Below are 22590 nucleotides of genomic sequence, written 5' to 3'. Positions count from 1 at the left end.
ATCACCGTACGTCCGATTCGGCGGCTTCTCGGAGCCGGCGCAGAAGCTGGGCGGAATCGGACTCGGCGCGGCCGGTGAACACGGCCAGCGCGAGGCTTCCGTGGTCGGCCCAGCCGCAGACGGTGTCAGCGGCCGCGGTTCCGCATTTCATGGTGCCGCCGAGCGGGCCGGCGTCCACGGTGTGCAGATCCGTCGCCTCGGTGTGCGCCTTGTCGGCGAGCAGCCCGAAGGCGGAGTCCAGAACGCTTCCGGGCGCCCACATCGACTTGGTGCCGCCGAGGAAGCGTACGTTCTTGCCGGTGCCGTCCAGGTAGACCGCGCCGACCGCTGTCTTCACGGTGATGCCGTCGGACAGGACGGTCCGCAGGTTCTCGGCGGTGGACCGGCCGTCGTCGGAGAGGTCCAGGCGCAGCGGGCCGACCGTGTCGGGAGTGGAGAGTACGGTGTCGCGGGCCGACACGATCGGCCACCCGACCCCGGCGACGGCGGCGACGCCGCAGAGCGCCACGGCAGTGATGATCTTCTTCGGCACCGCGGGAGAGTAGCAAAAAGATCATGTAGTTAAGATTCGCGCCGTGATCGATACGAAAGCCCGTCGACGGCGCGTTTGGTGGATCGCCGGCGGGCTCGCCGTGGTGCTGGCGGCGGCCGCCGGGGTGGCCGTGACGGCCTGGCCGGCCACGCCGGCGCCGGTCGCGGCCGCGCCGGCCTCGCCCAGCCCGGTGGTGACAGTGGAGCCGGTGAAGCTGAAGCGGCCGGCCGCGTCGGCACCCCGGTCGCAATGGCAGGCCTGGGTCGGCCAGGAGGCGGAGGCCGCCATGAAAAGGCAGTCGGCCGCGCTGCTCGCCGGCGACTTCGCCGGGTTCACGGCCGACGCCCTGCCGGGCGCCAAAGCCGAACTGGGGCGCCGCTACCGCAGCCTGCGCTCCTTGCACGTCACCCGCTTCGAGCAGTCGGTGGGCGGCAACCCGTGGCCGCCGGCCGAAGCGGGCGGTGACTGGCGCGTCGAAACGCTGGTGGACCACTGCCTGGTCGAGAAGGAGTGCGCGGCCGACTACGCGTACTTCGACAGCATGTGGCGGATCACCCCGCAGGGCCTGCGGCTCGCCGGCTACCACGTCTACGACGAGGCGACCACCTGCTTCGACTGCACCGGCGGCAGCCACACCTTCTCCCGCCCGTGGGAGACGACCGAGCTGGTCGCGCGGGCCGGCCGGCGCACCCTGGTGGCGGTGCCGCTCGCCTACCGGAGCCGGCTGGCCGACCTGAGCCGCCGGGCCGAGGCCGCCGCCGCGGTCGCCGACCGCTACACGGTGGGGGAGGGGCGGGTGGACCGCTACCGGGTCTTCCTGGCCGACGCGGCGTCCTGGAAGCGCTGGTACCGTGGCAACCCCGGCTCCTGGGTGGCCGGCTGGGCCGTGCCGACCGGACGCGACCGCATCGAGACGGAGGTGCTGGCCAGCGAGATGACCCCCGGCTACTCCGACGAGCTGCTGCGGCACGAACTGGCCCACGTGTCGACGCTGCGCAACGACAGTTACTACGGCAAGAACGATGTGTGGTGGCTGGTCGAGGGCATGGCCGACCACGTGGCCCTGGCCGGCAACCCCCAGGGGACCGCCCAGGAGCGGCAGGACCTGCACCGCTATCTGCGCTCCCACAACCTCACGACGGTGGCGGTGCCCCACCCACCCGACGACGCGTCAAACGACGACGCCGGCGGCCGCTACGCCGTCGGCTACTACGCCTTGCACTACCTGATCGCGAAGTACGGCCAGAAGGCCGCCCTGGCGTTCTTCCAGCAGGCGGTCCAGCAGGGCATCGGCTTGGAGGGCGCCGCCATCTCCTCCTTGCAGAAGCCGTGGTCCCAGGTGAACCGCGAGTGCGTGGCCGCCGTCCGCAAGGCGTGACCATGTTCCGCCGCCGGCACCCTCTCCACTACGAGGCGGGTGGAAAGGCCGACATCGGGTTCGTCGACGAGCCAGAGCGTCAACTCGACCTTGCCGGGACCTGGCGGCGCGCCGCGATCCTCGTGGTCAAGGACGCGCGGTCTCCCTGGGGTCAGCCGGCGGAGCGGCTTGCCGTGAGGCGACGTATCGCGATTGTCGCGGTCGAGTGAGCTCCGGCCGCTACCTGTTTCCGCAGTGCTTCCGCAAAGCGTTCAAGCGTTCAAGTCGAGGGTTCGCAGATAGCCGAGGCGATGGTAGGCGGCCGGGTCGAAGGTTCCGATGACGCAGCGGTGGTGCAGCGCCAGGAGAGCGGTGTGCACGATGTCCGGGCGTTCCCCGGTCTTGAGGCGGGCGATGATGTCGGTGTGCCGGAACGTCAGCGGAGGCACCTCGATCGCCGGGCGTGAGTCTTCCGGCTTCTCCCGGGTTTCCGTGGCCGGCTCGAGATGCCGCAGAAACCGGTACAGGCGCTGGTCCTGCTCGCCGGTGAGCCCGGGGGCGACGTGCAGGTAAGCCTGCGGGGACGCGATGACCTGACACGTGTCGTCGGCGACGGCTTCGACCAGGGCGGCGCCCACGGTGAGACTGTCCAGGCGGGCATGCGAGGCCAGCACCGACGCGTCGACGACGAAGTTCGGCCAGCTGATGTGCGGGCGCGCATAGTCGAGATAACCCAGCCGGTAGACGGCCGCAGCCAGCGCGGCGGTGTCTTTCGGCCGCGGTTCGGCGTGCCGGTTCTCCCGCAGGTGAGGCAGCAGCATCTGGTGAATGCCGTCGAAGCCGTTGCCAGCACTCTGATATTGCTCCAGCAGGCGGGCGGCGGCACGTTCGCGAGATGTCGGTTCGGGTTCCACGGCGCTCGACCGTAGGCGGCACGAAGCCAGCCCATCAATCGCCGCGAAAATCCCGCCCAAAGGTGAGGCGCCTAACAAGAAAATAGCGTTCTAGCAGGTCAGCGACTTGAGCGGAGGCCACCGGCAGTGCTGCCGGCGACCAAGTCCGACATGCCCGACATAAAATCGCCAGCAACTGACCACATCGTGGGAAGCGGCGACAGGTGTGGCATCCTGGCACGCTTTTGCCCACGAAGACCCGGCACCCGAGTTGTGGCGCGGCCCTAACGAAACCCAGCCGGCCGCAACAGAGACGCCCCTCAACCGGCTCACACGATGCCGTTCGATCAGGTCGGGGCTGAGAGCCGTGGCGCATTCTCAAATGCTTTCGCACCGCCCCTGCGCACGGTTTCAGGTATCGCCAGTGATTCCGTGATGCCACCATCTTCCTGAGGCGTGGCTGAGCGGTGAATACCCGATCTTCCGACCGCCTCCTGTGGCCGATATTCACGGCGCAACGCGGCGTTCCATATCGCCCGGCGAATTCGCCCCGTGTGGTGACCTTCGCCTGGGTCGCCGCCTCATCGTAAATGTGGTTTTCGGGCCGCACTATCGTCTTGGCCTTGACTGTCGGTTCCGGCTTCATCGCCGTCGCGGGCTGGGCCACCTCCGCGGTTCGTGCTGCCGATTCCTCAACCGGCTCCCGCGCGCGGCAGGCGGGCGCACCCTCCGGGTGAGCAGCGGCTTTCGCCGGGTCAACGGGCCGCCGCGTACACGTGACCTCGTCATCCCAGAGCAGCGGCGGTATCCGCTCGACCGAATCATGTAGCCCCAACTCGCCGCACAGCCGCGAACAGCCATGCAATCGGCACAGCTTCAACGCATGACGCCGTTTGAGTCCCCACCGTCGCCGCTCCTCACAATCACGCCGGAAATCGGCCATGTCCGGCGAATGGCTCGGCACCCCGGACCAGTCACGCATCGCCGCGATCTCCGACCTGGAAAAGACCCCCAACTGCGTCATAAACCATTATCCCGCACCCCGGAGATCGAAAACAAAGAAAGGATCATGCCAATAAGAATGGGGCGCAAAGAAGGATCCGGGAGTCAGCGAGAAGCACGCTCACCTGCCGCCTGTCGTATGTGCCGCCAGCCGCCAGCCGCCAGCCGCCAGCCGTGAGCCGTGAGCCGCGCGCCACCGAGCCGCCACCCGCGCGCCACCGAGCCGCCACCCGCGCGCCGCCGAGCCGCCACCCGCGCGCCGCCGAGCCGCCACCCGCGAGCCGTGAGCCCGCCGAGCCGTGAGCCGCCGAGCCGCGAGCCGCGCGCCGCCGAGCCGTGAGCCGCCACCCGCGAGCCGCCACCCGCGCGCCGCCGAGCCGCCACCCGCGCGCCGCCGAGCCGCCACCCGCGCGCCGCCGAGCCGTGAGCCGCGCGCCGCCGAGCTGCGAGCCGCGCGCCGCCGAGCTGCGAGCCGCGCGCCGCCGAGCTGCGAGCCGCGCGCCGCCAGCTGTCACGCGTCCCGGGACTGGATGGCGGAGCTCAAGGCAACTGCCAGTAGTTCCATGATGCCGAGCGCTAGGGCGAACTGACGCCGCATCGTGTGGGCATCACGCTGGCTTGGCGCCTTGCTCAGCCGTCGATCCGTGATCGATTGATAGGCGGCAGAAGTGGCCAGTGCCGCCACCGTGGCCATGCGCTCACCCCGCGGCTGCTTGGTGGGCTCGTTCAACCGGGCCAGCACCAGATACGGGCACTAACGATCGGCAATGGAGCGGGTGAAGACGCCGTCAATGTTCACCAGGAGCACCGGCGCTCGGGACGGGGGCCGCCCTTGAGATCGGCGCCTGCCTCAACTCGGGCCGGCGACCGGCTTCCGCCCGAGCTCATGGATACAACTGGCGAGGTCCGCCTTGGTCGAGTCATTGTGGAGCCGGTTCGGCTTTGGAACCAAAGGCGCGGCTCAGTCGCCGGCGCAGATGTTGGCGTCTGTGTTGGTGTCGGTGACGCAAGGGCGGGCGCGCTGGGCCGGGTGGTACGTGTGCTTGAGGATGACGATGCTCGGGATCAGGAGCACGATCGCCAGGGCTCCGCTGGTCAGCGCGCGCGGGCGGCGGTCGGTCAGCAGGAACACGAAGAACAGCAGGGCGGGCAGCGCGACCATCAGTACGGTGATCAGCGAGAAGGCGGCGTCGGCCCGGTCTTCGCGCTCGGCCAGGGACGAGCCGTCGGTGAACAGCTGGTCGACTTGGAAACCGCTGTACAGCCGGGGCCAATCCGCCAGGCGCAACGGAGCGGCCACCAGCACGGCCGTGACCGCGACGGCCCACCAGATCCGGTACGGACGCAGGCCTCGCCACCACGGCAGGGCCCAGAGCAGTAGCCAGCCCACCGCGAACAGCCGGGCGTGCCGGGCGACCATCGCCAGAATGGTTTCCGAGCAGCCGTTCTCGGCGAAGGTGGTGCCGCACAGCGCCGGATAGTCAGTCGCGTCCCGCGCCACCAGCACGCCGATGCTCAGGGCCGGCGCCGGTGCCAGCAGAACGGTCACCGCCGGTGTGATCAGCCAGCCCGGCAGATCCCGCCGCCGGTTCAGGCGGCTGGGCGACTCGATCGGCACGGCCGGGGAGCATACCGGGTGGCGCGTCTCGCGGGCGGGGTGTTGTCGCGCGGGGCAGGACCGTCAGGGCGATGAGCGTGGCCGCGAGCAGCAGGGCCGCGCACAAGGTCAGGCCGAACGCGTAGCCGGCGGTGAGGGAGCCGGTAGTGGTGGTGTGGTGGGCGGCTGCCGTGCCGAGGACGGCCAGGCCCAGCGACGCTCCTATCTGGCGGGAGCTGCTCAGCAGGCCGGACGCCATGCCCGACTCGTGCGGGACCACGCCGGCGGTGGCGAGCGAGACGATCGGGGCCAGGCAGAGGCCGAACCCGAGGCTGGCCACGAGGGACGGGCCGAGGATGTCGGTGGCGAAGGCGCCGTCGGGGTTGATCCCGGAGAACCAGGCGAAGCCGGCGGCGGTGAGCAGGCCGCCCAGGACGAGCAGGACGCGGGGCGGGAAGCGGTAGCCCAGGCGCACGGCCAGCACCGAGCCGGCCACCACGCCGAGGGCGAACGGCAGGAACATCACGCCGGTCAGGGCCGGTCCGACGCCGAGCACGCCCTGCAGGTAGAGCGAGGCGAAGTAGAAGGCCGCGGCCATCGCCGCGCCGACCAGCAGGTTGTACGCGTTGGCGCCGGCCACCGACCGGTTGGTGAACAGGCCCAGCCGGATCAGCGGATCCCTGGTGGTCCGGCGCTCGACCAGCACGAACGCCGCCAGCAGGAGCAGGGCCGGCAGGGTCCAGAGCCACGACTGCCGGACTATCGCGTACACCAGCACGGTCATGCCTGTGGTGCCCAGCGCGGCGCCGGCCACGTCGGGGCGCCCGCGCGGGGCGACCGGGTCGTCGGGGGCGACACCGCGCCAGGTCAGGACCAGGGCGACCAGCGACATGGGAACGCTGACGAACATCACCCAGCGCCAGCCGGCCCACTGGGTGAGCACGCCGCCGATGAGGACGCCGAGAGCGCCGCCGGCCGCGTTGGTCGCGGCCCAGACACCGAAGGCCCGCACGCGTGGCCGGCCGGTGGGGAAGGTGGCCGTGAGCAGGGCCAAAGCGGCCGGCGCCAGCGCGGCGGCGCCGATGCCCTGGGCGAACCGGGCGGCGACGAGGTGACCCGGCGACTGGGCGAAGCCGCCGGCCAGTGAGGCGACGGCGAACAGCGTCAGGCCGGCCAGCAGGACCCGCCGCCGGCCGAAGCGGTCGGCGGCCTTGCCGCCGAGCAGGAGGAGCCCGCCGAAGGCGAGCGCGTAGGCGTGGATGACCCAGGTGAGCCCGGTGGCGCCGAAGCCGAGGCCGTCACGGATTGCCGGAAGACCGACATTTACGACCGAGAGATCAAGCGACACCATGAACTGCACGACGGCCACGGCCGTCAGGGTGAGCGACTTTCGGAACATGTTCGAAAACTAGTGCCCGGGGCGGGCGGGGGCAAGATGGGGAACGTGCCAAGAACTGGACGCCCGCCCGTGACCTCCCGCGCGCAGATCCTCGCCACCGCGCGGCGGCTGATCGACCACCACGGCTGGGAGAAGCTGACGATCCGCCGGCTCGCCGGTGAGCTCGGGATCGGGCCGACCACGCTCTACCACCACGTACGGGACAAGGAAGCTCTTCTCCTGCTGCTGCTGAACGAGTACGCCGAACAGGCGGCCCCGCCCGACCTGCCCGACGCCCCGGGGGAGCGCGTCGTCGTCGCCGCCCAGGCCCTGCACGACGGGCTGGCCGCGTGGCCTTGGGCGGCCGAGGTGCTCACCGTCGACGGTTTCGTCGGGCGGCTCGGCGCGCCGGCGCTGCGGCTCGTCGAGGTGATCCTGGACGGCGCGGTCGACTGCGGCCTCACCCGCGAGCAGGCCGTCGACGCCTTCCGCGCCATCTGGTACTACACCGTCGGCGAAATCCTGGTCCGTGCCCGCTCGGCCCGGCGCGACCTCGGCGGCTGGGAGATCACGTTCACCGACTTCGACCCGGAACGGGTGCCCACCCTGGCCGCCATCGGTTCGCGGTGGCCCGAGCTAGTGGCCCGCGACATCTACCCCGAGGGTCTGCGGGCGCTGGTCGGCGGGCTGATAGGCGCCGCGCGCCAGGGCGATTAATTCGGTCAGGCCGTACGGGCGGTCGTCGCGCCACCAAGCGAGCCACACCGGAATGCGCGGGGCGTCCCGCACCGCCCGGTAGGCGACCCCCGGCCGCGGGTTCTGGTTGGCCGTCGCCTCCGACGTCACGCCGACCGCCTGTCCCGCCGCGATCAGCGTCAGCCACTCGTCGACACCGTGCGTCTCCCGCGTCGACGCCGGTCCCGACCCGGCCGGCCACAGCGAGGCCGTGGTCGTGCCCGTCCGGCTGTCCAGGGCCACCGTGTAGCGGGCCAGGCCACTGATCCGGACCGTGCGCCGGCGCGCCAGCGCGTTGTCGGTGGCCACGGCGGCATACCGCGCCTCCGTACCGACCAGAGCGGTGTCGAAACGCTCGTCGCCGTCGAGGGCCCGGCGCAGCACCGCCACGTCCGCCAGCCCTTCGGCCAGACCCGCGGTCGCGGTGCCGGACTGCACGAAGACCAGCGGCAAGCCGGAACCGCCGCGGGCGCCGTCACCATGGGCAGCGCCGCCAGCAACCAGATCGGCGCGGCCGTGGGCTCACACGCCTTTCCGGTCATGGGGCCGGGCGGGGTCGTGGCCGTGCGGCAGATCGTGGCCGCGGCCGTCCTCATCCCGGTGGCCCGCCCGGACGTGCGCCGCTTCACGTGGGGACAGTGGTGGCCCGTACTGCTGCTGGGCCTGGTCTTCGCCACCATGAACCTGAGCCTCTACATGGCGATCGACCGGATCGGCCTGGGCCTGGCGGTGACGCTGGAGTTCCTCGGCCCCCTCGCGGTCGCCCTCGCCGGCTCACGGACCCGCCGCGACCTGCTGTGCGCGGCCCTGGCCGGCGCCGGTGTCCACATCCTCGTGTCGCCGGGCCCGGCCAGCGACTTCACCGGCGTCGGCCTCGGGCTTCTGGCGGCCGCCTGCTGGGCCGCGTACATCCTCCTCAACCGCCTCGCCGGGCGTCGCCTGACGGGCCTTCAGGCCCCCGCGGTCGCGACCTCCGTCTCCGCCCTGGCCTACCTTCCGGTCCTGCTGACAGTCGAATTCGAGGGCTTGCCGTACGCCGTGACGGCCGGCCTGCTGAGCTCCGTCATCCCTTACGCCGCCGACCTGGTCGTGCTCCGCCGCGTACCACCCCGCCTGTTCGGCGTCTTCATGAGCGTGCACCCGCTGATGGCCGCCCTGGCCGGTCTGACCCTGCTGGGCCAGCCCCTGACGGTCCATCAGTGGACCGGAATCCTGCTGGTCGTGACGGCGAACGCTACAGCGGCCGGCGCTGCCTCCACTGCTCGCTCGTGATTTCGTAGCGCACCCCGCCGTGCTCGGCGCCTTCCGTCAACACCATGCCGACCTTCTCCAGCACGTTCCGGGAGGCGCTGTTCGCGGTCATGGTCTCGGCCCAGACGGTACGCACCCCCAGCTCGGTGAACGCCTTTCCCAGCAGGGCTTTCGCGCCCTCGGTGGCGTACCCCGCGCCCCATGCCGCCCGCCGCAGCCGATAGCCGAGCTCGACCTCGTCCAGCGGGCCGCCCCGCTCGGGCCGCAGAAAGAACCAGCCGACGAAGGCCCCGCCGGCCTTCTCCCGCGCCGCGAAGAGCCCGAAGTCGCCGCCCCACCTCTCGTACCCGGCGATGATGTTCGGCAGGTTCCGCTCGCGAATCACCTCGGGCGCGGTCGGCTCCCCGCCGCTCAGATAGCGCATGACCGCCGGATCACTGTCCAGCTCGATCAGCAGCTCCGCATCCTTGTCGGTGAACTGACGAAGGATCAGGCGCCCGGTGTCCAGGTACTCGCTCACGCCCGCATCCTGCGCCACCGGCCCGAAAAGGGCCAGCACTTCGAGTGTGGTGGCGGCGCGTGCCGGGTTCTGTGACGACCAGTACACCGGACCAGGGGAACTCCCGGGTGCGGGACGGGGTACTGCCGGGCGAGGGTGAGAGCACCACCAACCAGGGGAGACGCCATGTTCTCAGGAACGCACCACCTGCCGAAACAAGGCCCGCTGCCGCTGCTCGACGGCGCGACCGGCTGGCTCAACACCGGGCCGTTGCGGGCGGAGGAACTGCGCGGCAAGGTGGTTCTCGTCAACTTCTGGACCTTCACCTGCGTCAACTGGCTGCGCCAGCTTCCCTATGTGCGGGCCTGGCACGAGAAGTACGCCTCTCAGGGGCTCGTCGTTCTCGGCGTGCACACGCCCGAGTTCCGGTTCGAGCACGACCTCGAGGACGTACGCCGGGAGATGCGCGCCGACGGCATCGAGTATCCCGTCGCTCTCGACAACGAGTACGGCGTGTGGCGTGCCTTCGACAACCATTACTGGCCGGCGCTGTATCTGGCCGACGCCGACGGGGAGATCCGGTTCCACCACTTCGGCGAGGGCGAGTACGAGCGTACCGAGAAAGCGATCCAGCGCCTGCTTCACGAGGCCGGCGCCGACCCCGGGCACGATCTGGTCGTCGTCGAGCCGCGGCCGGTGGAGGAGGCGGCCGACTGGTCGACCCTCGAATCGCAGGAGAACTACACCGGATACGACCGCACCGAGCGCTTCGCCTCGCCCGACGGCCTGATTCTCGGCAAACCGCACCGGTACACGCTTCCGGACACGCTCGGGCTCAACGAGTGGTCCCTGGAGGGGGACTGGACGATGAACGAGCAGGCGACCGTCTCCGGCGCCGCCGGAGCCCGCCTGCTCTACCGCTTCCACGCCCGGGACCTGAACATCGTCGCGGGGGCCGCCACGCCCGTACGCTTCCAGATCCTCGTCGACGGGGAGCCGCCGGCCGCCGGCGCGGGCCAGGACGTCGACGCCGACGGCTACGGCACGCTCGGCGACCGCCGCCTGTACCAGCTGCTGCGCCAGCCCGACCCGATCACCGACCACACCGTGGAGATCACCTTTCTGGAGCCGGGCGCCGAGACGTACAGCTTCACGTTCGGCTGAGAGCGTTCGGCTGAGAGCGTTCGGCTGAGAGCGTTCGGCTGAGAGCGTTCGGCTGTGGGCCGGCCGCCGTCAGCGGATGGTGTGGTTCATCCGGAACATGACGTCCGGATCGTAGCGGCGTTTGACCGCGCGCAGACGGTCGTAGAGTTCGCGACCGTACACTTCGGACAGCTCCTGCGGGTCGACCGCCTCCTCGGTCGAGAGGAAGTTCAGCATCCGGCGGTGTCGCGGGTCCGACCACGGCCGCATCGCGGTGACCAGCCGTTCGAGGCGGCGGTGGCCGCCGTCCAGGTCGTCGGCGCCGACCGCGAAGGCGACAGCTGGAACGGCAGGCCCCGGCTGGGCACCGAGTCGGGTGTGGCCGGCGGGCGGTCCATGGCGCCGCCCAGGGCCCGCACCTCGACGCTGGTCAGCGGGATCCGGGTGCCGGGGCCGGTCAGCTCGATCAGCTTGTCCAGGGCGGCGTCGGGCAGGCCGCTCAGGCCGAGGCTGCGGTCCTGGTACGGCGAGGCGTCGACCGGGTCGTTGTGCAGGGTCGCCGCGACCGCGAACGGCACCTCGGCCACCGTGTCGATGAGGGCGGGCGCGACCGCCCGCATCGGCGCCAGCAGCGCCTCGCCCTCCTCGGCCGGGCCCAGGTGGGCGAAGCGGACGCTCAGCACGTGCGCGCCGCGCAGCGGCTCGGGCAGCTGCGGGATCGGGGGGCCGCGCAGCGCCGCGAACAGCTCGTCGTCGCCACTGACCGTGCGGAGCTCCCCGTCCGCCGTCACGATGTCGAACGAGGTCACGTGGTCGGACGCGTATCCGTACGGCCGGGAAAGAATCGGACCCTGCCCGCCACCGAGCACGTAACCGATCGCGCCGACCGTGACCGACGAGCCGGCCATCGGGGCCAGCCCTTCCTTGGCGGCGGCGTCGATGACCTCCCGCCAGAGCGCGCCGCCGGTCACCCGCGCGGTCCGCCGCCCGGCGTCGACGGTGACCCCGGCCATCCGGTCCAGGGTGATGAGCACGGCGCCCTCGGCCGTGTACGGCTGCATGTGACCGCCGCCACGGACCGCGACCGCCAGCCTGTTCGCCGCCGCGTACCGGACCGCCGCCCGCACGTCGGCGACGTCGGCGGCGCCGACCGCGATCGCCGGCCGCAACGGGGTCAGCAGGTTCTGGGTGCGGCGTTCCTCGTCGTATCCGGGGTCGCCCGGGCGCAGTACCGGCCCGGTCAGTTTCTCAAGATCAGTCATGACCATCTCGACGCGATGTGGCGCGCCCGGGTTCGTGGACAGTGGCGAGCGGTACTCGAGGCCATCGCGCCGGTACCTGAGAACGATGCGCCGGCCCGCCCGCGGAAGCGATCTTTGCGACATGGTGATCCTTCTCAGTGACCCGCGCGTTCTGGCTGTGCCGGTGCGGGAAGCCGGAGTCCCGCTGGTGCGGCTCGGCGCCGAGTTCGGCCCGGCGCGTGCCCGGGTGCGGGCCGACCTGGCCGAACGCCTCGGCTGGGCGCGGGCGGCATTGCCCGCGGGCGTGTTCCCGCGCGTGGTGGAGGGCCATCGCGAGGTCGCGAGGCAACGGCAGATCATCGAGATGTACGAGGCCCAGGTGCGCTCGGCCCGTCCGGCCGTCGACGAGGCCGGACTGCACCACCTGGTGAGCCGCTTCGTGGCGCCCGTCGAGGTGGCCCCGCACGTGGCCGGCGCCGCCGTCGACCTGACGCTGAGCGGCCCGGACGGCGACCTCGACATGGGCACGCCGATCGACGCCACCCCCGAGGAGTCGGACGGCGCCTGCTATTTCGCGGCCCAGAACATCAGCCCGCGGGCGCGGGCCAACCGGATGCTGCTGTCCCGCGTGCTCGGCGGGGCCGGCCTGGTGAACTATCCGACCGAGTGGTGGCACTGGAGTTACGGCGACCGCTACTGGGCGCTGATGACGGGCGCGCCGGCCTCGCTGCACGGCCCGGTCGCCGCATGACCGTCGCCACCCTCGGCGCCGGGCCGCGAGTCACCGTCGACCTGGGCGCCGTCGCGGGCAACACCCGGACGCTGGCCGCCCGCGCCCGCGGTGAGCTGATGGCCGTGGTGAAGGCCGACGGTTTCGGGCACGGAGCGCTGGGCGTGGCCCGGGCCGCGCTCGGCGCCGGTGCGGCCTGGCTGGGCGTGACCGGCCTCGGCGAGGCGCTCGACCTGCGCGCGAACGGGCTGACCGCGCCGATTCTGAGCTGGCTCAATCCGCTCGGCACGGATTTCGAGGCGGCCGTACGGCACCGGGTCGACCTCGCCGTGCCGAGCCTCACCCACCTGGCCGCCCTCCCGCCCGGCGCCCGGGTGCACCTTCAGCTCGACACCGGAATGGCGCGCGAGGGCGCGTCCCTCAGCGAATGGGCCGCGCTGTGCCGGGCCGCCTTCACCGCCGAGCGCGGCGGTCGCCTGGTCGTGGCCGGCATCATGAGCCATCTGGCCGGCCCGGAGACGGCGGCCGCCACCCGGCGTTTCCGGGACGGCATCGCGGTCGCCTTCGCGGCCGGCCTGCGCCCCCGGCTGTGCCACCTGGCCGCCACCGCAGCCACCCTGACCCGCCCCGAGACCCACTTCGACCTGGTCCGCACCGGCGCCGGCCTGGTCGGCATCGACCCCTCCGGTGGTACTTCGCTGCGCGGCGCCATGACGCTCACCGCGCCGGTCGTCGAGGTGCGCCGGGTCGCGGCGGGCACGCCGGTCGGCTACGACCACACCTGGCGCGCGGCCCGTGACACCCACCTGGCGCTGCTGCCGCTGGGCTACGCCGACGGCCTTCCACGCGGCGCCGGGCCACGGGCCGAAGTCCTGCTGGGCGGCCGCCGCTGCCGCGTGGCCGGCCGTATCTCCATGGACCAGACCGTCGTCGAGACCGGCCCCGAGGTCCGGCCCGGCGACACCGCGACCGTCTTCGGCCCGGGCGACGACGGCGAGCCGACCATCGCCGACTGGGCCGCCTGGGCCGGCACGCTTCCGCACGAAATCGTCACCGGGCTGGGCGCCCGCCCACACCGTCACGTCATCGGGGGTAACTGACATGTCCCGCATCCGCGCCGCCGTCATCGGCGGCGGCCGCAACGGCGAACACCAGGTCTCGCTCGCCTCGGCCGCGGCCGTCGCGGCCGCTCTCGACCCGGAGCGTTATCAGGCCGTACGGCTGACCATCGCCCCCGACGGCACCTGGCGCGACGGCGCCGGAGCGCCGATCGGGCTGCCCGCCGCCGTCTCCGTCCTGCAGAGCTGTGACGTGGCTCTGCCCATCGTGCACGGCCCGCACGGCGAGGACGGCACCTTGGCCGCGCTTCTGGAGCTGGCCGGCGTCCCGTACATCGGCTCCGGAGTCCGCCCGGGAGCGCTCGCGATGGACAAGTGGGTGACCAAGCTGATCGCCTCGGCGCTCGGCATCGCCACCGCGCCCGGGCGGCTGTTCACCGCCCGCACCGCCGCCGGTTGCGCCTGGACCGGTCCCGTCGTGGTCAAGCCGGTGGCCGCCGGGTCCAGCCTCGGCGTCTGTCTCGTGCGGGACGCCGAGTCGCTGCCGGCCGCCCTGGCCGAGGCGCTGCGGCACGACGACCGGGTCCTGGTCGAGGAGGTGGTCACCGGCCGGGAGGTCGACATCGCCGTGCTGGACGGCTTCGTCACGCCCGCCCTCGAGGTCGTGGCCGACGGTTTCTTCGACTACGAGGCCAAATACTCCGGGAGTACGGTCTTCCGGGTGCCGGCGCCGATCGATCCGGCCGCCGGCAAGGCCCTCGAGGACGCCGCGCTCGCCCTCTACGACGCGCTCGGCTGCCGGGGCGTGGCCCGGGTCGACTTCTTCGTCACCGAGGCCGGCCCGGTGCTCAACGAGGTGAACACGATGCCCGGCTTCACCGAGCACTCGCAGGTCCCGCGGATGTTCGCGGCCGCTGGATGGGGTTACCCGGAGCTGCTCGACCGCCTGATCCGCGACACCCTCGCCTAACGTGGAAGGCGTGCGCGATCGGACGTGGTGGTGGCCGGACATCGGCGCGGCGGCGCTGGTGCTGCTGTTCGGCGCGCTCGAATACATGACGAACGACTGGCTCTCCTACTTCAGCCCGGTCCGCCGGCTCCTGTTCTGGCTGGTGGTCCTCGGCACCGCCCTGGCCGTCGGGCTGGTGCGGAGGGCGCCGGCCGTCTCCCTCGTGCTCGTCTGGGCGATCCCGCTGTGCCAGGCGGCGACCGGAAGCCCGTACATCGCCACCCAGATCGCGATCCTGGCCGTCGCGTTCGGCACGGCCCGCTGGGGCGGCACGGTGACGCTGCGGGCGAGCGCCCTGTCGATTCCGGCCGCCGCGGTCGCTGCCGTGCTGCTCGTCCAGGCCGAAGCGGTCAGAATCAACTTCCCCATTCCCTCGTACGGTCTCATCGCCGCGACAGTGGATCAGCTCGGCATCGGCTGGCGGATCGGCGTCGCCGTCGTCATGGCCGCCCTGATCGGCGTTCCGTGGCTGGCCGGGCTGGCGCTGCGCATCTCCGGCCGGGCCCACGCCGACCTGGCCGAGGCGGCCCGGGAACGGGCGGAAGCCGAGGAGACGGCCCGGATCCGGGCCGCGCAGACCCGGCTGGCCCGCGACGTGCACGACGTCGTCGGCCACTCCTTGGCCGTGATCCTCACCCAGGCCGAGGCGGGGCAGTATCTGCCCGACGAGGACCCGGGCGCGCTGAAATCGTTGCTGGCCGGGATCGCCACCTCGGCCCGCACGTCGCTGCGGGACGTGCAGGAGGTGCTGTCGACGACCCGCGACACCGCCGACGACATGGACAAGCTGATCGGCAACCTGCGCGACGGCGGCCGCGAGGTCGTCTCGGGCCAGGACGGCACGCCGCGCGTGCTGACCCAGGAGCAACGGGTGACGGCCTACCGGGTGCTGCAGGAGATGCTCACCAACGCGATCCGGCACGGCCGGCACGACAGCGCGGTCATCGTCCAGCGCTCCTGGACCGCCGACAGCCTGGTCATCGAGGTCCGCAACGCCACCGGCGCCCCTGGTTCGCCGCCCGGCTCCGGCTCGGGCCTGCACGGCATGCGGGAACGGCTCGCGGCGGTCGGCGGGTCGCTGGAGACCGGCCGCCGCGACGACGTCTTCGTGGCCGTCGCCCGGATCCCGGTGCCGCTGCCGTGAGCGACGACATCGAGGTCCTGGTCGTCGACGACCAGGAGCTGTTCCGGGCCGGTGTGGTGGTCATCCTGAACGCGCAGCCCGGCATCCGGGTGGTCGGCGAGGCCGGTGACGGCCGGGACGCCGTACGCCTGACCGAGGAACTGCAGCCGGACGTGGTGTTGATGGACCTGCGGATGCCCGAGTTCGACGGCGTCGAGGCGACCCGGCTCATCTACGCCACACCCAGGACCCATCCGGTACGGGTCCTGGTGCTCACCACCTTCAACCTGGACGACCGGGCGGCCATGGCCATCCGCCACGGCGCCAGCGGCTTCCTGCTCAAGGACACCACCCCGGCCCAGCTGGCCGACGCCATCCGCAGCGTCCACGCCGGCAACGCCGTACTGGCCCCCAACGACCTTTCCGCCCTGCTGGAGGGGCAGTTCCCGGCCCGCTCGCCAGTACCCGACGCCTACCTCGCGCTGACCGACAAGGAACGGGCCGTCTTCCGGGCCGTGGCCCGCGGCCTGTCCAACGCCGAGATCGCCGCCGAGATCTTCGCCGGCGAGTCCACGGTCAAGACCCACGTCGGGGCCATCCTCCGCAAACTGAACCTCCGCGACCGCGTCCAGATCGTCGTCTTCGCCCACGAACACGGCCTTCGCACCTGACCGAGATCCGGCGACGGCCCCTCGGACATCGATCATGGCAGGATAGGTGATCGTGTAGCCCTCGCCGTGACCGCAGCCCTTGGAACTGGCTGCTGCTCATCCCGATCGTCGTGCCGCTCCTGACGTTTCTCTACAACCGTGACGAGCCGCGGCTGTTCGGCTTCCCCGCGTTCTACTGGATCCAGCTTCTCCTCATCCTCGTCGGCGTCGTGGCGACCGCTGTCGTCTACCGGATGACGAAGCGGGGACGCCGGCCATGAGGGACCACATCACCGAGATCGTCGTCTTCACGCTGCTGTTCCTGCTGGTCAGCGGCATGGGTTTCGTGGCCGCCCGCTGGCGCGCCCCCAAAGACATGGCACACCTGGACGAGTGGGGCCTGGGCGGGCGCAACTTCGGCGGCTGGATCACCTGGTTCCTGGTCGGCGGTGACCTCTACACGGCGTACACCTTCGTCGCCGTACCCGCGCTGATCTTCGGCGCCGGCGCGGCCGGATTCTTCGCCATTCCCGACACCATCATCACTTATCCATTGTTCTTTCTGATTCTGATCAGGCTCTGGTCGGTGTCGCACCGGCACGGTTTCGTGACCCCGGCCGACTTCGTGCGCAGCCGGTTCGACTCGCCCACGCTGGCCCTCGTCGTGGCCATCACCGGCATCGTGGCCACCATGCCGTACATCGCCCTGCAGCTCGTCGGCATCGAGGCGGTGCTCAAGACGATGGGCGTGACCGGCGACAGCCTGCTCGCCCGGCATGCGCCGATCATCATCGCGTTCGCGATCCTGGCCGCGTACACCTATCAATCGGGTCTTCGCGCCCCCGCGCTGATCGCTTTCGTCAAAGATGCGCTGATCTACGTCGTGATTTTGGTGGCGGTCATCTATCTTCCGTTCAAGTTGGGCGGCTGGGGCAGCATCTTCGACGCCGCCGACGAGAAGTTTCAGGCCAGCGTGTCGGCGAACGACGGAATTCTGCTCAACGCCGGCAATCAATTGCAGTATGTGACGCTCGCCTTGGGATCGGGACTCGCGCTGTTTCTCTATCCGCACAGCATCACCGGGGTGCTGGCCAGCAAGAACCGCACCGTGATCAAGCGGAACATGTCGGCCCTGCCGGCCTACAGCTTCCTGCTCGGCCTGCTCGCGCTTCTGGGGTACGCGGCCATCGCGTCCAACGTGAAGCCGCTGCCCGGCGCCACCCAGGGCACCGTCGACAGCAACACCGTCGTACCGCTGCTGTTCGACATGCAGTTCCCGGCCTGGTTCGCCGGCGTCGCCTTCGCCGCGATCGGCATCGGCGCCCTCGTCCCGGCCGCCATCATGTCGATCGCCGCGGCCAACCTGTTCACCCGCAACATCTACAAGGAATACCTGCGCAAAAACGCCTCACACGCCGACGAAGCCCGCGTCTCGAAAATCACCTCGCTGGTCGTCAAAATCGGCGCGGTCGCCTGCATCGCCTTCCTCGACCCGCAGTTCTCCATCGACCTGCAACTCATCGGCGGCGTGATCATCCTGCAGACCGCTCCCGCGGTCGCCCTCGGCCTGTTCACCCGGTGGCTGCACCGGGGCGCCCTGATCGCCGGCTGGGTGGCCGGCATGGGCCTGTCGATGTGGATGCTGTGGCAGATTCCCAACCCGGCCACCAAACACGCGCACTTCGGCGGGTCGGCGTTCCCGCTGTCCGAATTCGGCTTCGACACCAAACGCACCATCTACGTCGGCTTCGTGACCGTGCTGGTCAACCTGCTGATCGCCGTGATCGTCACGCTGATCCTGCGAGCGGCCAAGACCCCGGCCGGCGTCGACGGCACCACGCGGGATGACTACTTCGCCGACGAGGGCGACCCGCGCGTCGACCCCGACCCGACGGCGGTGGAGACGCCGTCACGCGCCTAGTGCGGCATCTCCATGTCGATGAATGGACCCACCCGAGCCTCTGAAGGGCTTGAAGAGGGAGACGGTGCGTCAGGTATGTAGGGCCCTGTCTTGCGGCTTCGAAGGGGTACTCCGGGTGGCGGATCCTCGAGTCCGTAATGCGTGGACGGTGTCAGCCTGGTTCCGTGGTGTCTTTACCTGCGAGGTTCTGTAAGAGGTCGGTCACGCCGAGGTTGCCCAGCAGCCTCGCCTCCACCTCGAGCTTGGATCCGGTGGTGGTGTCGGTGAAGTCGATCTGCGTGCCATGCTCCGGTGCTTGTGCCGCCGATCTGGCCGCCGAGCGCTCCGCCGAGCGCGGCCCCGATGGCTCCGGACCGCGTCGATCCGCGGAAATACACCAGGGCGACGTCCTGGATGGTGTCGTCCGGGATCACCTGCGACACCCCGGCTCGGGCTTTGTTCTCGCGTGACATCGGAAATCCTCCCGGATGAACTGTGGTGCCCGCTCGCGTGGTCGCACGCTACGGCGCGGTCACGTGGCCCTGAGCCGCGCGATCTCGGCGCGGGCGTGGATGACGCGTTCGGTGTCCTGCCCCCGAGATTCGGCCAGTTCCTGCGCCAGGTCATGCGCGGCAGCCAGCACGTGCTCGGCGGTCTTTCTCTCGTGATGGCCGTGTACCGACTTGCGGTACGCCTTGCGGGTTCTTCGCCCTCCGGCGGCGGCGTTGACCTCGGCGTCGGTGAGCACACCACCCTCGGCCTCGGGCGCCAGGATCGCCCGCAGCCAGGATTGCTCCTGCGGGGCGGCCAGCCGGAACGTCGTCCGGAGCAGGATCAGTTCAGCGATGATCGTCACGATCATGAGGCCTAAGAAGCCGAAGCCGCCGGCGATGACGTAGCCGTAGGCGGCCATGTTGTCCCAGATGCTGTGCGCCAGCATCGCCGAGAGCATCAGTACCAGCCCGCGAAGGCGGTGCCCGCGGTCGCCGCGCCCGATCAGCCACATCAGACCGGCGCAGAACACCGCGCTGAACAGCACGTGCTGGAAGAGCCCGGCCCAACCCCGGCTGGACAGCGTGGCGAAAGCGGTACCGACTTGGTCGGTGCCGAAGGCGGCGGCGGTGCCGTTGACCACGTACAGCACATCCTCGGAGATCTGCAGGCCGAGGCCGGCGAAGGCGCCGATGATCAGGCCGTCGTACGGGCTGCGGACCAGCCGCGGCGCCAGGCCGATCAGCAGGATCAGCGCGCTGGCCTTGGCGAACTCCTCGGTGAACAGCGCGGTCAGGCCGGGACCCCAGTCGTGGGCCCAGGCCGGGCCGAACGCCTTGGTGTACAGCGACACGATCGCGTCGTTGGCCTGCAACCCGATCGCGTAGGTTCCGGCGATGCCGGACCACAGTGCGGCGACCAGCAGCAGCTTCGGCGGCAGCGAGGTGTACCTGTTGTGATAGCTGAGCAGGAACAACCACGGGATCGTGTACAGGGCGAACATGATGATGCCGCTGCCCAGGCCGACGCCGTAGGTGCCCAGCGTGGGACTGTAGTACTGGATCATCAGGAGGATGCCCGCCGCCATGCCGAACACGAACACCCAGAAGGCGGCGTTGCGGAGTTGAACCAGCCGGAACGGGGTACCCCAGCCGGAGGCCTCGATCGCAGCAGCCCGGGCCGCACGAAGATCAAGAGCCGCGTCGGTAGTCGTCATGACGGCTCCTTGAAGGAGACACTGCGCAGCATCGCGTCGACCTGGTCGGCGCGCGCGGCGAACTGCCCGCCCGCGGCGGCATCGACCTCCACCGTCAGGCCCCGGCCGTCGGCCAGCTTGTACGCGGCGACCAACCCCTCACCCGCGGTACTGGTGTACGTCTCGACCAACCCGGTGATCCCATCGATCGAGGTCACCGAAGCCCGGCCGCCGGTCACCGTGAACTGAGGACGTGTGGACGACCTGGTGAGGTTCTTGTTCACCTGGTCCAGCAGTGCGCTGGCATCACCGGCGAACGCCGCGGTTCGGATGTCGGCCACCACACCGTCGTCGGCGACCTCGGCGACTGGCGAACCCTGATCGGGGATCGTCGTAGCAGCACCGACCCTCAACCCGCTCACCAACTGCCACCCGGCCGGCGGCGCGATCGTCAGCCCGTCGCCGAGGTTCAGCCGATCACCGGCCCGGACCGTGTCGTCGTTCGGAACCACCCGATCGATCAGCGGCAGCAACCCGCCGAGCAGAATCCCCACACCTGCCACCACGAGCGCCGAAGGCAGACTTCGGCGGTCCAAGCCCCACCAGCGCCGCTCCACCGGCACCCAGGTACCGGACAGGCGGCCTCCATCGTACGCATCGGACATCGATCCAATCTCACACGAGCCCAGCGATGACAGCATCGACGTTGCGTTACGGGTCAATGGCTGAAGGGACGGTTCGCTGCGTCGATTTGAGTCGATGGCGCCCGCCCGCGACCGCAGCGACGCACAGCTCGCGTGGTAAACCCGGCGGCGACATCCTGCCGTACTCGGCTCGATCGATGGCCGCGATCCGCTCGGTGAGTTCGGCCGGCGTGGCGACTTCCGGCACGGAGACCAGGTGGTTGCGCCGGAACGGTGGTCTGCTCAGGCCGACGGGCGCAGGGGGCCCAGCGTGAACGGCAGGTCGGCGGTGATCCGTGTGCCGCGGCCGGGCGGGCTGTCCACGGACAGGGAACCACCCAGCGCCTCGACGCGGTCCCGAAGGCCCAGCAGTCCCCAGCCGCGCGCGTCGGCGCCGCCGGCGCCGTCGTCGCTTATGGCCAGGCGCAAAGTTTCGTCGCGGTGCTCGACCCACACCTCGATGTGCGTGGCGGCCGAATGTTTGACCGCGTTGGCCAGTGCCTCCGAGACGACGAAGTAGGTGGCCGCCTCGATGGGCTCGGCCGGCCGCTCGTTGAGTGCGAGTCTCAGGTCGACCGCGATCGCCGAGCGGCGGGCCAGGGATCTCAGGGCCGCGCTCAGGCCGCCCTGGGTGAGTGCGGCCGGGTGAATGCCGCGGGCCAGCTCGCGCAGCTCCTCGACCGCGGCGGCGAGACCGGTGGCCACGGTGGAGAGGTCGTCGCGCAGATCGCCGAGCGACGCCGGCAGCGAGGACTGGACCGACCGGACGGCCAGGGCGAGCGAGACCAGGCGCTGCTGAGTGCCGTCGTGCAGGTTCCGCTCGATGGTGCGCCGGGCCTCGTCGGCCGCGGCGACGATCCGCCGCCGGGAGGCCGCCAGCTCGGAGCGGTTCTCCGAGTTGGCGATGGCCGTGGTGAACAGGTTGGCGAACCTGGTCAGCCGTTGCTCGGTGTCCGGCGGCAGCGGAGCCCGGTCGCTCACCGTCATGACGCCCCACAGACGGCCCTCCACGATGATCGGGCTCGCCACCGTCGAGACGATGCCCAGTCGGTGGATTTCCGCTCCGTGCGGCCCCGTGGCCGGCGCCGGGCCGGCCGCCTCGACCCGAACCGGCTGCCTTGTCCGGTGCACCGCGGCCGCGGCGGGGGTTTCCCCGATCGGCCAGTGACTTCCGGTCGGAACGGCGATCTCGCCCGACTTGCCCACGAGGACGACCTCGGACAGATCGTCGTCGAATCGCATGACGGCGCTCATCGCGGCGAACGTCGCCGCGAGCTCGTCCGTGATCGCCTTGAGCAGCGCCGCCGGGCCCGCGCCCTCGGCCACCAGCGTGGCGACGCGGCGCAGGCTGGCCTGCTCCTCGCCGTATCGGCGGACCTGCTCATGAGCCTCGGTGTTGGCCACCGCGGTCGCGACCAGGTCGGCGAAGGTCGCCAGCCGCTCCTCGATGTCGGCCGCGAAGGGCTCATCGGAGCGGGTGGCGACGAGCAGCAAGCCCCAGACGCGCCCCTCGACGAGGATCGGCGCGGCGATCTCGGCCGGGTCCCCGGGGGTGTCGTGGTTCGCCACCCGGGCCGGCCGGCCGGTGCGGGCCACGATGCTCGTGGCGTCGTGGCCGCCGAGCGTGACCCGGGTGCCGACCGGCAGCCCGTCGGTGCCGGTGCTCCAGCTGCCCAGCACCGTAACGGTTCCGTCGCCGTTGCGGCCGGCCACCATGGAGATGTCGGTGCCCAGCAACGCGCCCGCCTCCCCGGCCACGGCGGCGAAGACCTCGCTGGGCGGGGCGCCGTGCGCCGCCAGCATCGCGACTCGGCGCAGCGCCGCCTGCTCCTCGGCCAGGCGCGCCAGCGCGTGCCGCGACTCGGCGTCGGCGATCGCTGTCGACATCACATTGGTGAACTGTCTCAGCGAAGTCTCGGCGTCCGGCGGCAAGGCCCGGCCGGGGGCGGCGGCGACCGTGAGGAACCCCCACAGCCCACCCTCGGCGAAGACCGGGACGGCCAGCGTCGTGGGGGGGGGGGCGGGCGCCCCCCCCCCCCCCCCGGGGGGGGGGGGGGGGGGGGGCCGCCCCCGGGGGGGGGGGGGGCGCCGCCCGCGCCCCCCCCCACTCGCGCGGCGGTCG

The 22590-nt window shown here is 71.1% G+C and carries 24 protein-coding genes; 12 read left to right on the top strand and 12 right to left on the bottom strand.

The window, feature by feature from the left end:
• Position 1 precedes the first annotated feature (1 nt).
• A complete protein-coding gene (locus tag AB0C26_RS23205; RefSeq protein ID WP_360250955.1) occupies positions 2–532 on the bottom strand; it encodes a hypothetical protein in 531 nt (176 codons plus the stop codon).
• 43 nt (positions 533–575) lie between these two features.
• Here AB0C26_RS23205 and AB0C26_RS23200 point away from each other — a divergent pair, with 43 nt between their 5' ends.
• Entirely contained in the window at positions 576–1910 is a 1335-nt protein-coding gene (locus AB0C26_RS23200; protein ID WP_360250952.1) for a hypothetical protein, read from the top strand.
• 2 nt (positions 1911–1912) lie between these two features.
• Positions 1913–2119: a hypothetical protein gene (locus AB0C26_RS23195; protein ID WP_360250949.1), complete on the top strand. Its 207-nt coding sequence runs from the start codon at positions 1913–1915 to the stop codon at positions 2117–2119.
• A 42-nt stretch (positions 2120–2161) separates the two neighbouring features.
• Here AB0C26_RS23195 and AB0C26_RS23190 read toward each other — a convergent pair whose 3' ends face one another.
• From AB0C26_RS23190 to AB0C26_RS23175, 4 genes are all read right to left on the bottom strand, one after another.
• Positions 2162–2803 (bottom strand): hypothetical protein, encoded by a 642-nt coding sequence (locus AB0C26_RS23190; protein ID WP_360250946.1) that lies wholly within the window; start codon positions 2801–2803, stop codon positions 2162–2164.
• Between the two features lie 1492 nt (positions 2804–4295).
• Entirely contained in the window at positions 4296–4478 is a 183-nt protein-coding gene (locus AB0C26_RS23185; protein ID WP_360250943.1) for a hypothetical protein, read from the bottom strand.
• 267 nt (positions 4479–4745) lie between these two features.
• Positions 4746–5333: a hypothetical protein gene (locus AB0C26_RS23180; RefSeq protein ID WP_360250940.1), complete on the bottom strand. Its 588-nt coding sequence runs from the start codon at positions 5331–5333 to the stop codon at positions 4746–4748.
• Positions 5266–6780 (bottom strand): MFS transporter, encoded by a 1515-nt coding sequence (locus AB0C26_RS23175; protein WP_360250937.1) that lies wholly within the window; start codon positions 6778–6780, stop codon positions 5266–5268. The genes AB0C26_RS23180 and AB0C26_RS23175 overlap by 68 nt, the downstream gene beginning before the upstream one ends.
• A gap of 45 nt (positions 6781–6825) precedes the next feature.
• Here AB0C26_RS23175 and AB0C26_RS23170 point away from each other — a divergent pair, with 45 nt between their 5' ends.
• On the top strand, positions 6826–7476 hold the full coding sequence (locus tag AB0C26_RS23170; RefSeq protein WP_360250934.1) for a TetR/AcrR family transcriptional regulator: 651 nt from the start codon (positions 6826–6828) through the stop codon (positions 7474–7476).
• On the opposite strand, the gene AB0C26_RS23165 is transcribed toward AB0C26_RS23170, so the two are convergent.
• Positions 7396–7947: a LysR substrate-binding domain-containing protein gene (locus tag AB0C26_RS23165; protein ID WP_360250931.1), complete on the bottom strand. Its 552-nt coding sequence runs from the start codon at positions 7945–7947 to the stop codon at positions 7396–7398. The two genes, AB0C26_RS23170 and AB0C26_RS23165, sit on opposite strands and share 81 nt — an antisense overlap.
• A 27-nt stretch (positions 7948–7974) precedes the next feature.
• Between AB0C26_RS23165 and AB0C26_RS23160 the strand changes: the two genes are divergently transcribed.
• Positions 7975–8766 (top strand): EamA family transporter, encoded by a 792-nt coding sequence (locus AB0C26_RS23160; protein WP_360250928.1) that lies wholly within the window; start codon positions 7975–7977, stop codon positions 8764–8766.
• On the opposite strand, the gene AB0C26_RS23155 is transcribed toward AB0C26_RS23160, so the two are convergent.
• Positions 8729–9265, bottom strand: a complete 537-nt coding sequence (locus AB0C26_RS23155) for a GNAT family N-acetyltransferase (protein ID WP_360250925.1) — start codon at positions 9263–9265, stop codon at positions 8729–8731. The two genes, AB0C26_RS23160 and AB0C26_RS23155, sit on opposite strands and share 38 nt — an antisense overlap.
• A 165-nt stretch (positions 9266–9430) precedes the next feature.
• Here AB0C26_RS23155 and AB0C26_RS23150 point away from each other — a divergent pair, with 165 nt between their 5' ends.
• Positions 9431–10408, top strand: a complete 978-nt coding sequence (locus AB0C26_RS23150) for a redoxin domain-containing protein (protein WP_360250922.1) — start codon at positions 9431–9433, stop codon at positions 10406–10408.
• A 69-nt stretch (positions 10409–10477) separates the two neighbouring features.
• Here AB0C26_RS23150 and AB0C26_RS23145 read toward each other — a convergent pair whose 3' ends face one another.
• Positions 10478–10624: a BBE domain-containing protein gene (locus AB0C26_RS23145; RefSeq protein ID WP_360250919.1), complete on the bottom strand. Its 147-nt coding sequence runs from the start codon at positions 10622–10624 to the stop codon at positions 10478–10480.
• Positions 10618–11649: an FAD-dependent oxidoreductase gene (locus AB0C26_RS23140; protein ID WP_360250916.1), complete on the bottom strand. Its 1032-nt coding sequence runs from the start codon at positions 11647–11649 to the stop codon at positions 10618–10620. Before AB0C26_RS23140 ends, AB0C26_RS23145 begins: the two co-directional genes overlap by 7 nt.
• A gap of 121 nt (positions 11650–11770) precedes the next feature.
• Between AB0C26_RS23140 and AB0C26_RS23135 the strand changes: the two genes are divergently transcribed.
• From AB0C26_RS23135 to mctP, 7 genes are all read left to right on the top strand, one after another.
• Positions 11771–12379: a M15 family metallopeptidase gene (locus tag AB0C26_RS23135; RefSeq protein WP_360250913.1), complete on the top strand. Its 609-nt coding sequence runs from the start codon at positions 11771–11773 to the stop codon at positions 12377–12379.
• The gene (gene alr / locus AB0C26_RS23130) at positions 12376–13458 is read left to right on the top strand and encodes an alanine racemase (protein ID WP_360250910.1); all 1083 of its coding nucleotides are present in this window, start codon (positions 12376–12378) and stop codon (positions 13456–13458) included. Before AB0C26_RS23135 ends, alr begins: the two co-directional genes overlap by 4 nt.
• 1 nt (position 13459) lies before the next feature.
• A complete protein-coding gene (locus AB0C26_RS23125; RefSeq protein WP_360250907.1) occupies positions 13460–14386 on the top strand; it encodes a D-alanine--D-alanine ligase family protein in 927 nt (308 codons plus the stop codon).
• 10 nt (positions 14387–14396) lie between these two features.
• Positions 14397–15569: a histidine kinase gene (locus AB0C26_RS23120; protein ID WP_360250904.1), complete on the top strand. Its 1173-nt coding sequence runs from the start codon at positions 14397–14399 to the stop codon at positions 15567–15569.
• Positions 15566–16219, top strand: coding sequence for a response regulator transcription factor (locus tag AB0C26_RS23115; protein WP_360250901.1), 654 nt, complete (start codon positions 15566–15568; stop codon positions 16217–16219). Before AB0C26_RS23120 ends, AB0C26_RS23115 begins: the two co-directional genes overlap by 4 nt.
• Positions 16220–16308: 89 nt before the next feature.
• Entirely contained in the window at positions 16309–16479 is a 171-nt protein-coding gene (locus AB0C26_RS23110) for a DUF3311 domain-containing protein (RefSeq protein WP_360251644.1), read from the top strand.
• Positions 16476–18119, top strand: coding sequence for a monocarboxylate uptake permease MctP (mctP, locus tag AB0C26_RS23105; protein WP_360250898.1), 1644 nt, complete (start codon positions 16476–16478; stop codon positions 18117–18119). Before AB0C26_RS23110 ends, mctP begins: the two co-directional genes overlap by 4 nt.
• Before the next feature lie 511 nt (positions 18120–18630).
• On the opposite strand, the gene AB0C26_RS23100 is transcribed toward mctP, so the two are convergent.
• The 3 genes from AB0C26_RS23100 to AB0C26_RS23090 all read right to left on the bottom strand — a co-directional run bounded on the left by AB0C26_RS23100 (position 18631) and on the right by AB0C26_RS23090 (position 22355).
• On the bottom strand, positions 18631–19806 hold the full coding sequence (locus tag AB0C26_RS23100; RefSeq protein WP_360250895.1) for a PrsW family intramembrane metalloprotease: 1176 nt from the start codon (positions 19804–19806) through the stop codon (positions 18631–18633).
• Positions 19803–20450, bottom strand: coding sequence for a hypothetical protein (locus tag AB0C26_RS23095; RefSeq protein ID WP_360250892.1), 648 nt, complete (start codon positions 20448–20450; stop codon positions 19803–19805). Before AB0C26_RS23095 ends, AB0C26_RS23100 begins: the two co-directional genes overlap by 4 nt.
• Positions 20451–20711: 261 nt before the next feature.
• Positions 20712–22355 (bottom strand): GAF domain-containing protein, encoded by a 1644-nt coding sequence (locus AB0C26_RS23090; protein ID WP_360250889.1) that lies wholly within the window; start codon positions 22353–22355, stop codon positions 20712–20714.
• Positions 22356–22590 lie beyond the last annotated feature (235 nt).

This window comes from Actinoplanes sp. NPDC048796, assembly GCF_040650035.1.
GTDB lineage: Bacteria > Actinomycetota > Actinomycetes > Mycobacteriales > Micromonosporaceae > Actinoplanes.
Note: the sequence above shows the minus strand (reverse complement) of the source record. Positions and strands in the feature narration are given on the sequence as shown.

Bases quoted from the DNA above. Each gene is read 5' to 3' on its own strand.
- AB0C26_RS23135 (WP_360250913.1), top strand. From the start codon at position 11,771: ATGGTGATCCTTCTCAGTGACCCGCGCGTTCTGGCTGTGCCGGTGCGG.
- AB0C26_RS23195 (WP_360250949.1), top strand. From the start codon at position 1,913: ATGTTCCGCCGCCGGCACCCTCTCCACTACGAGGCGGGTGGAAAGGCC.
- AB0C26_RS23125 (WP_360250907.1), top strand. From the start codon at position 13,460: ATGTCCCGCATCCGCGCCGCCGTCATCGGCGGCGGCCGCAACGGCGAA.
- AB0C26_RS23090 (WP_360250889.1), bottom strand. From the start codon at position 22,355: ATGTCGACAGCGATCGCCGACGCCGAGTCGCGGCACGCGCTGGCGCGC.
- AB0C26_RS23150 (WP_360250922.1), top strand. From the start codon at position 9,431: ATGTTCTCAGGAACGCACCACCTGCCGAAACAAGGCCCGCTGCCGCTG.
- AB0C26_RS23100 (WP_360250895.1), bottom strand. From the start codon at position 19,806: ATGACGACTACCGACGCGGCTCTTGATCTTCGTGCGGCCCGGGCTGCT.
- alr (WP_360250910.1), top strand. From the start codon at position 12,376: ATGACCGTCGCCACCCTCGGCGCCGGGCCGCGAGTCACCGTCGACCTG.
- AB0C26_RS23185 (WP_360250943.1), bottom strand. From the start codon at position 4,478: ATGGCCACGGTGGCGGCACTGGCCACTTCTGCCGCCTATCAATCGATC.
- AB0C26_RS23095 (WP_360250892.1), bottom strand. From the start codon at position 20,450: ATGTCCGATGCGTACGATGGAGGCCGCCTGTCCGGTACCTGGGTGCCG.
- AB0C26_RS23175 (WP_360250937.1), bottom strand. From the start codon at position 6,780: ATGTTCCGAAAGTCGCTCACCCTGACGGCCGTGGCCGTCGTGCAGTTC.
- mctP (WP_360250898.1), top strand. From the start codon at position 16,476: ATGAGGGACCACATCACCGAGATCGTCGTCTTCACGCTGCTGTTCCTG.
- AB0C26_RS23140 (WP_360250916.1), bottom strand. From the start codon at position 11,649: ATGACTGATCTTGAGAAACTGACCGGGCCGGTACTGCGCCCGGGCGAC.
- AB0C26_RS23160 (WP_360250928.1), top strand. From the start codon at position 7,975: ATGGGCAGCGCCGCCAGCAACCAGATCGGCGCGGCCGTGGGCTCACAC.
- AB0C26_RS23145 (WP_360250919.1), bottom strand. From the start codon at position 10,624: ATGCTGAACTTCCTCTCGACCGAGGAGGCGGTCGACCCGCAGGAGCTG.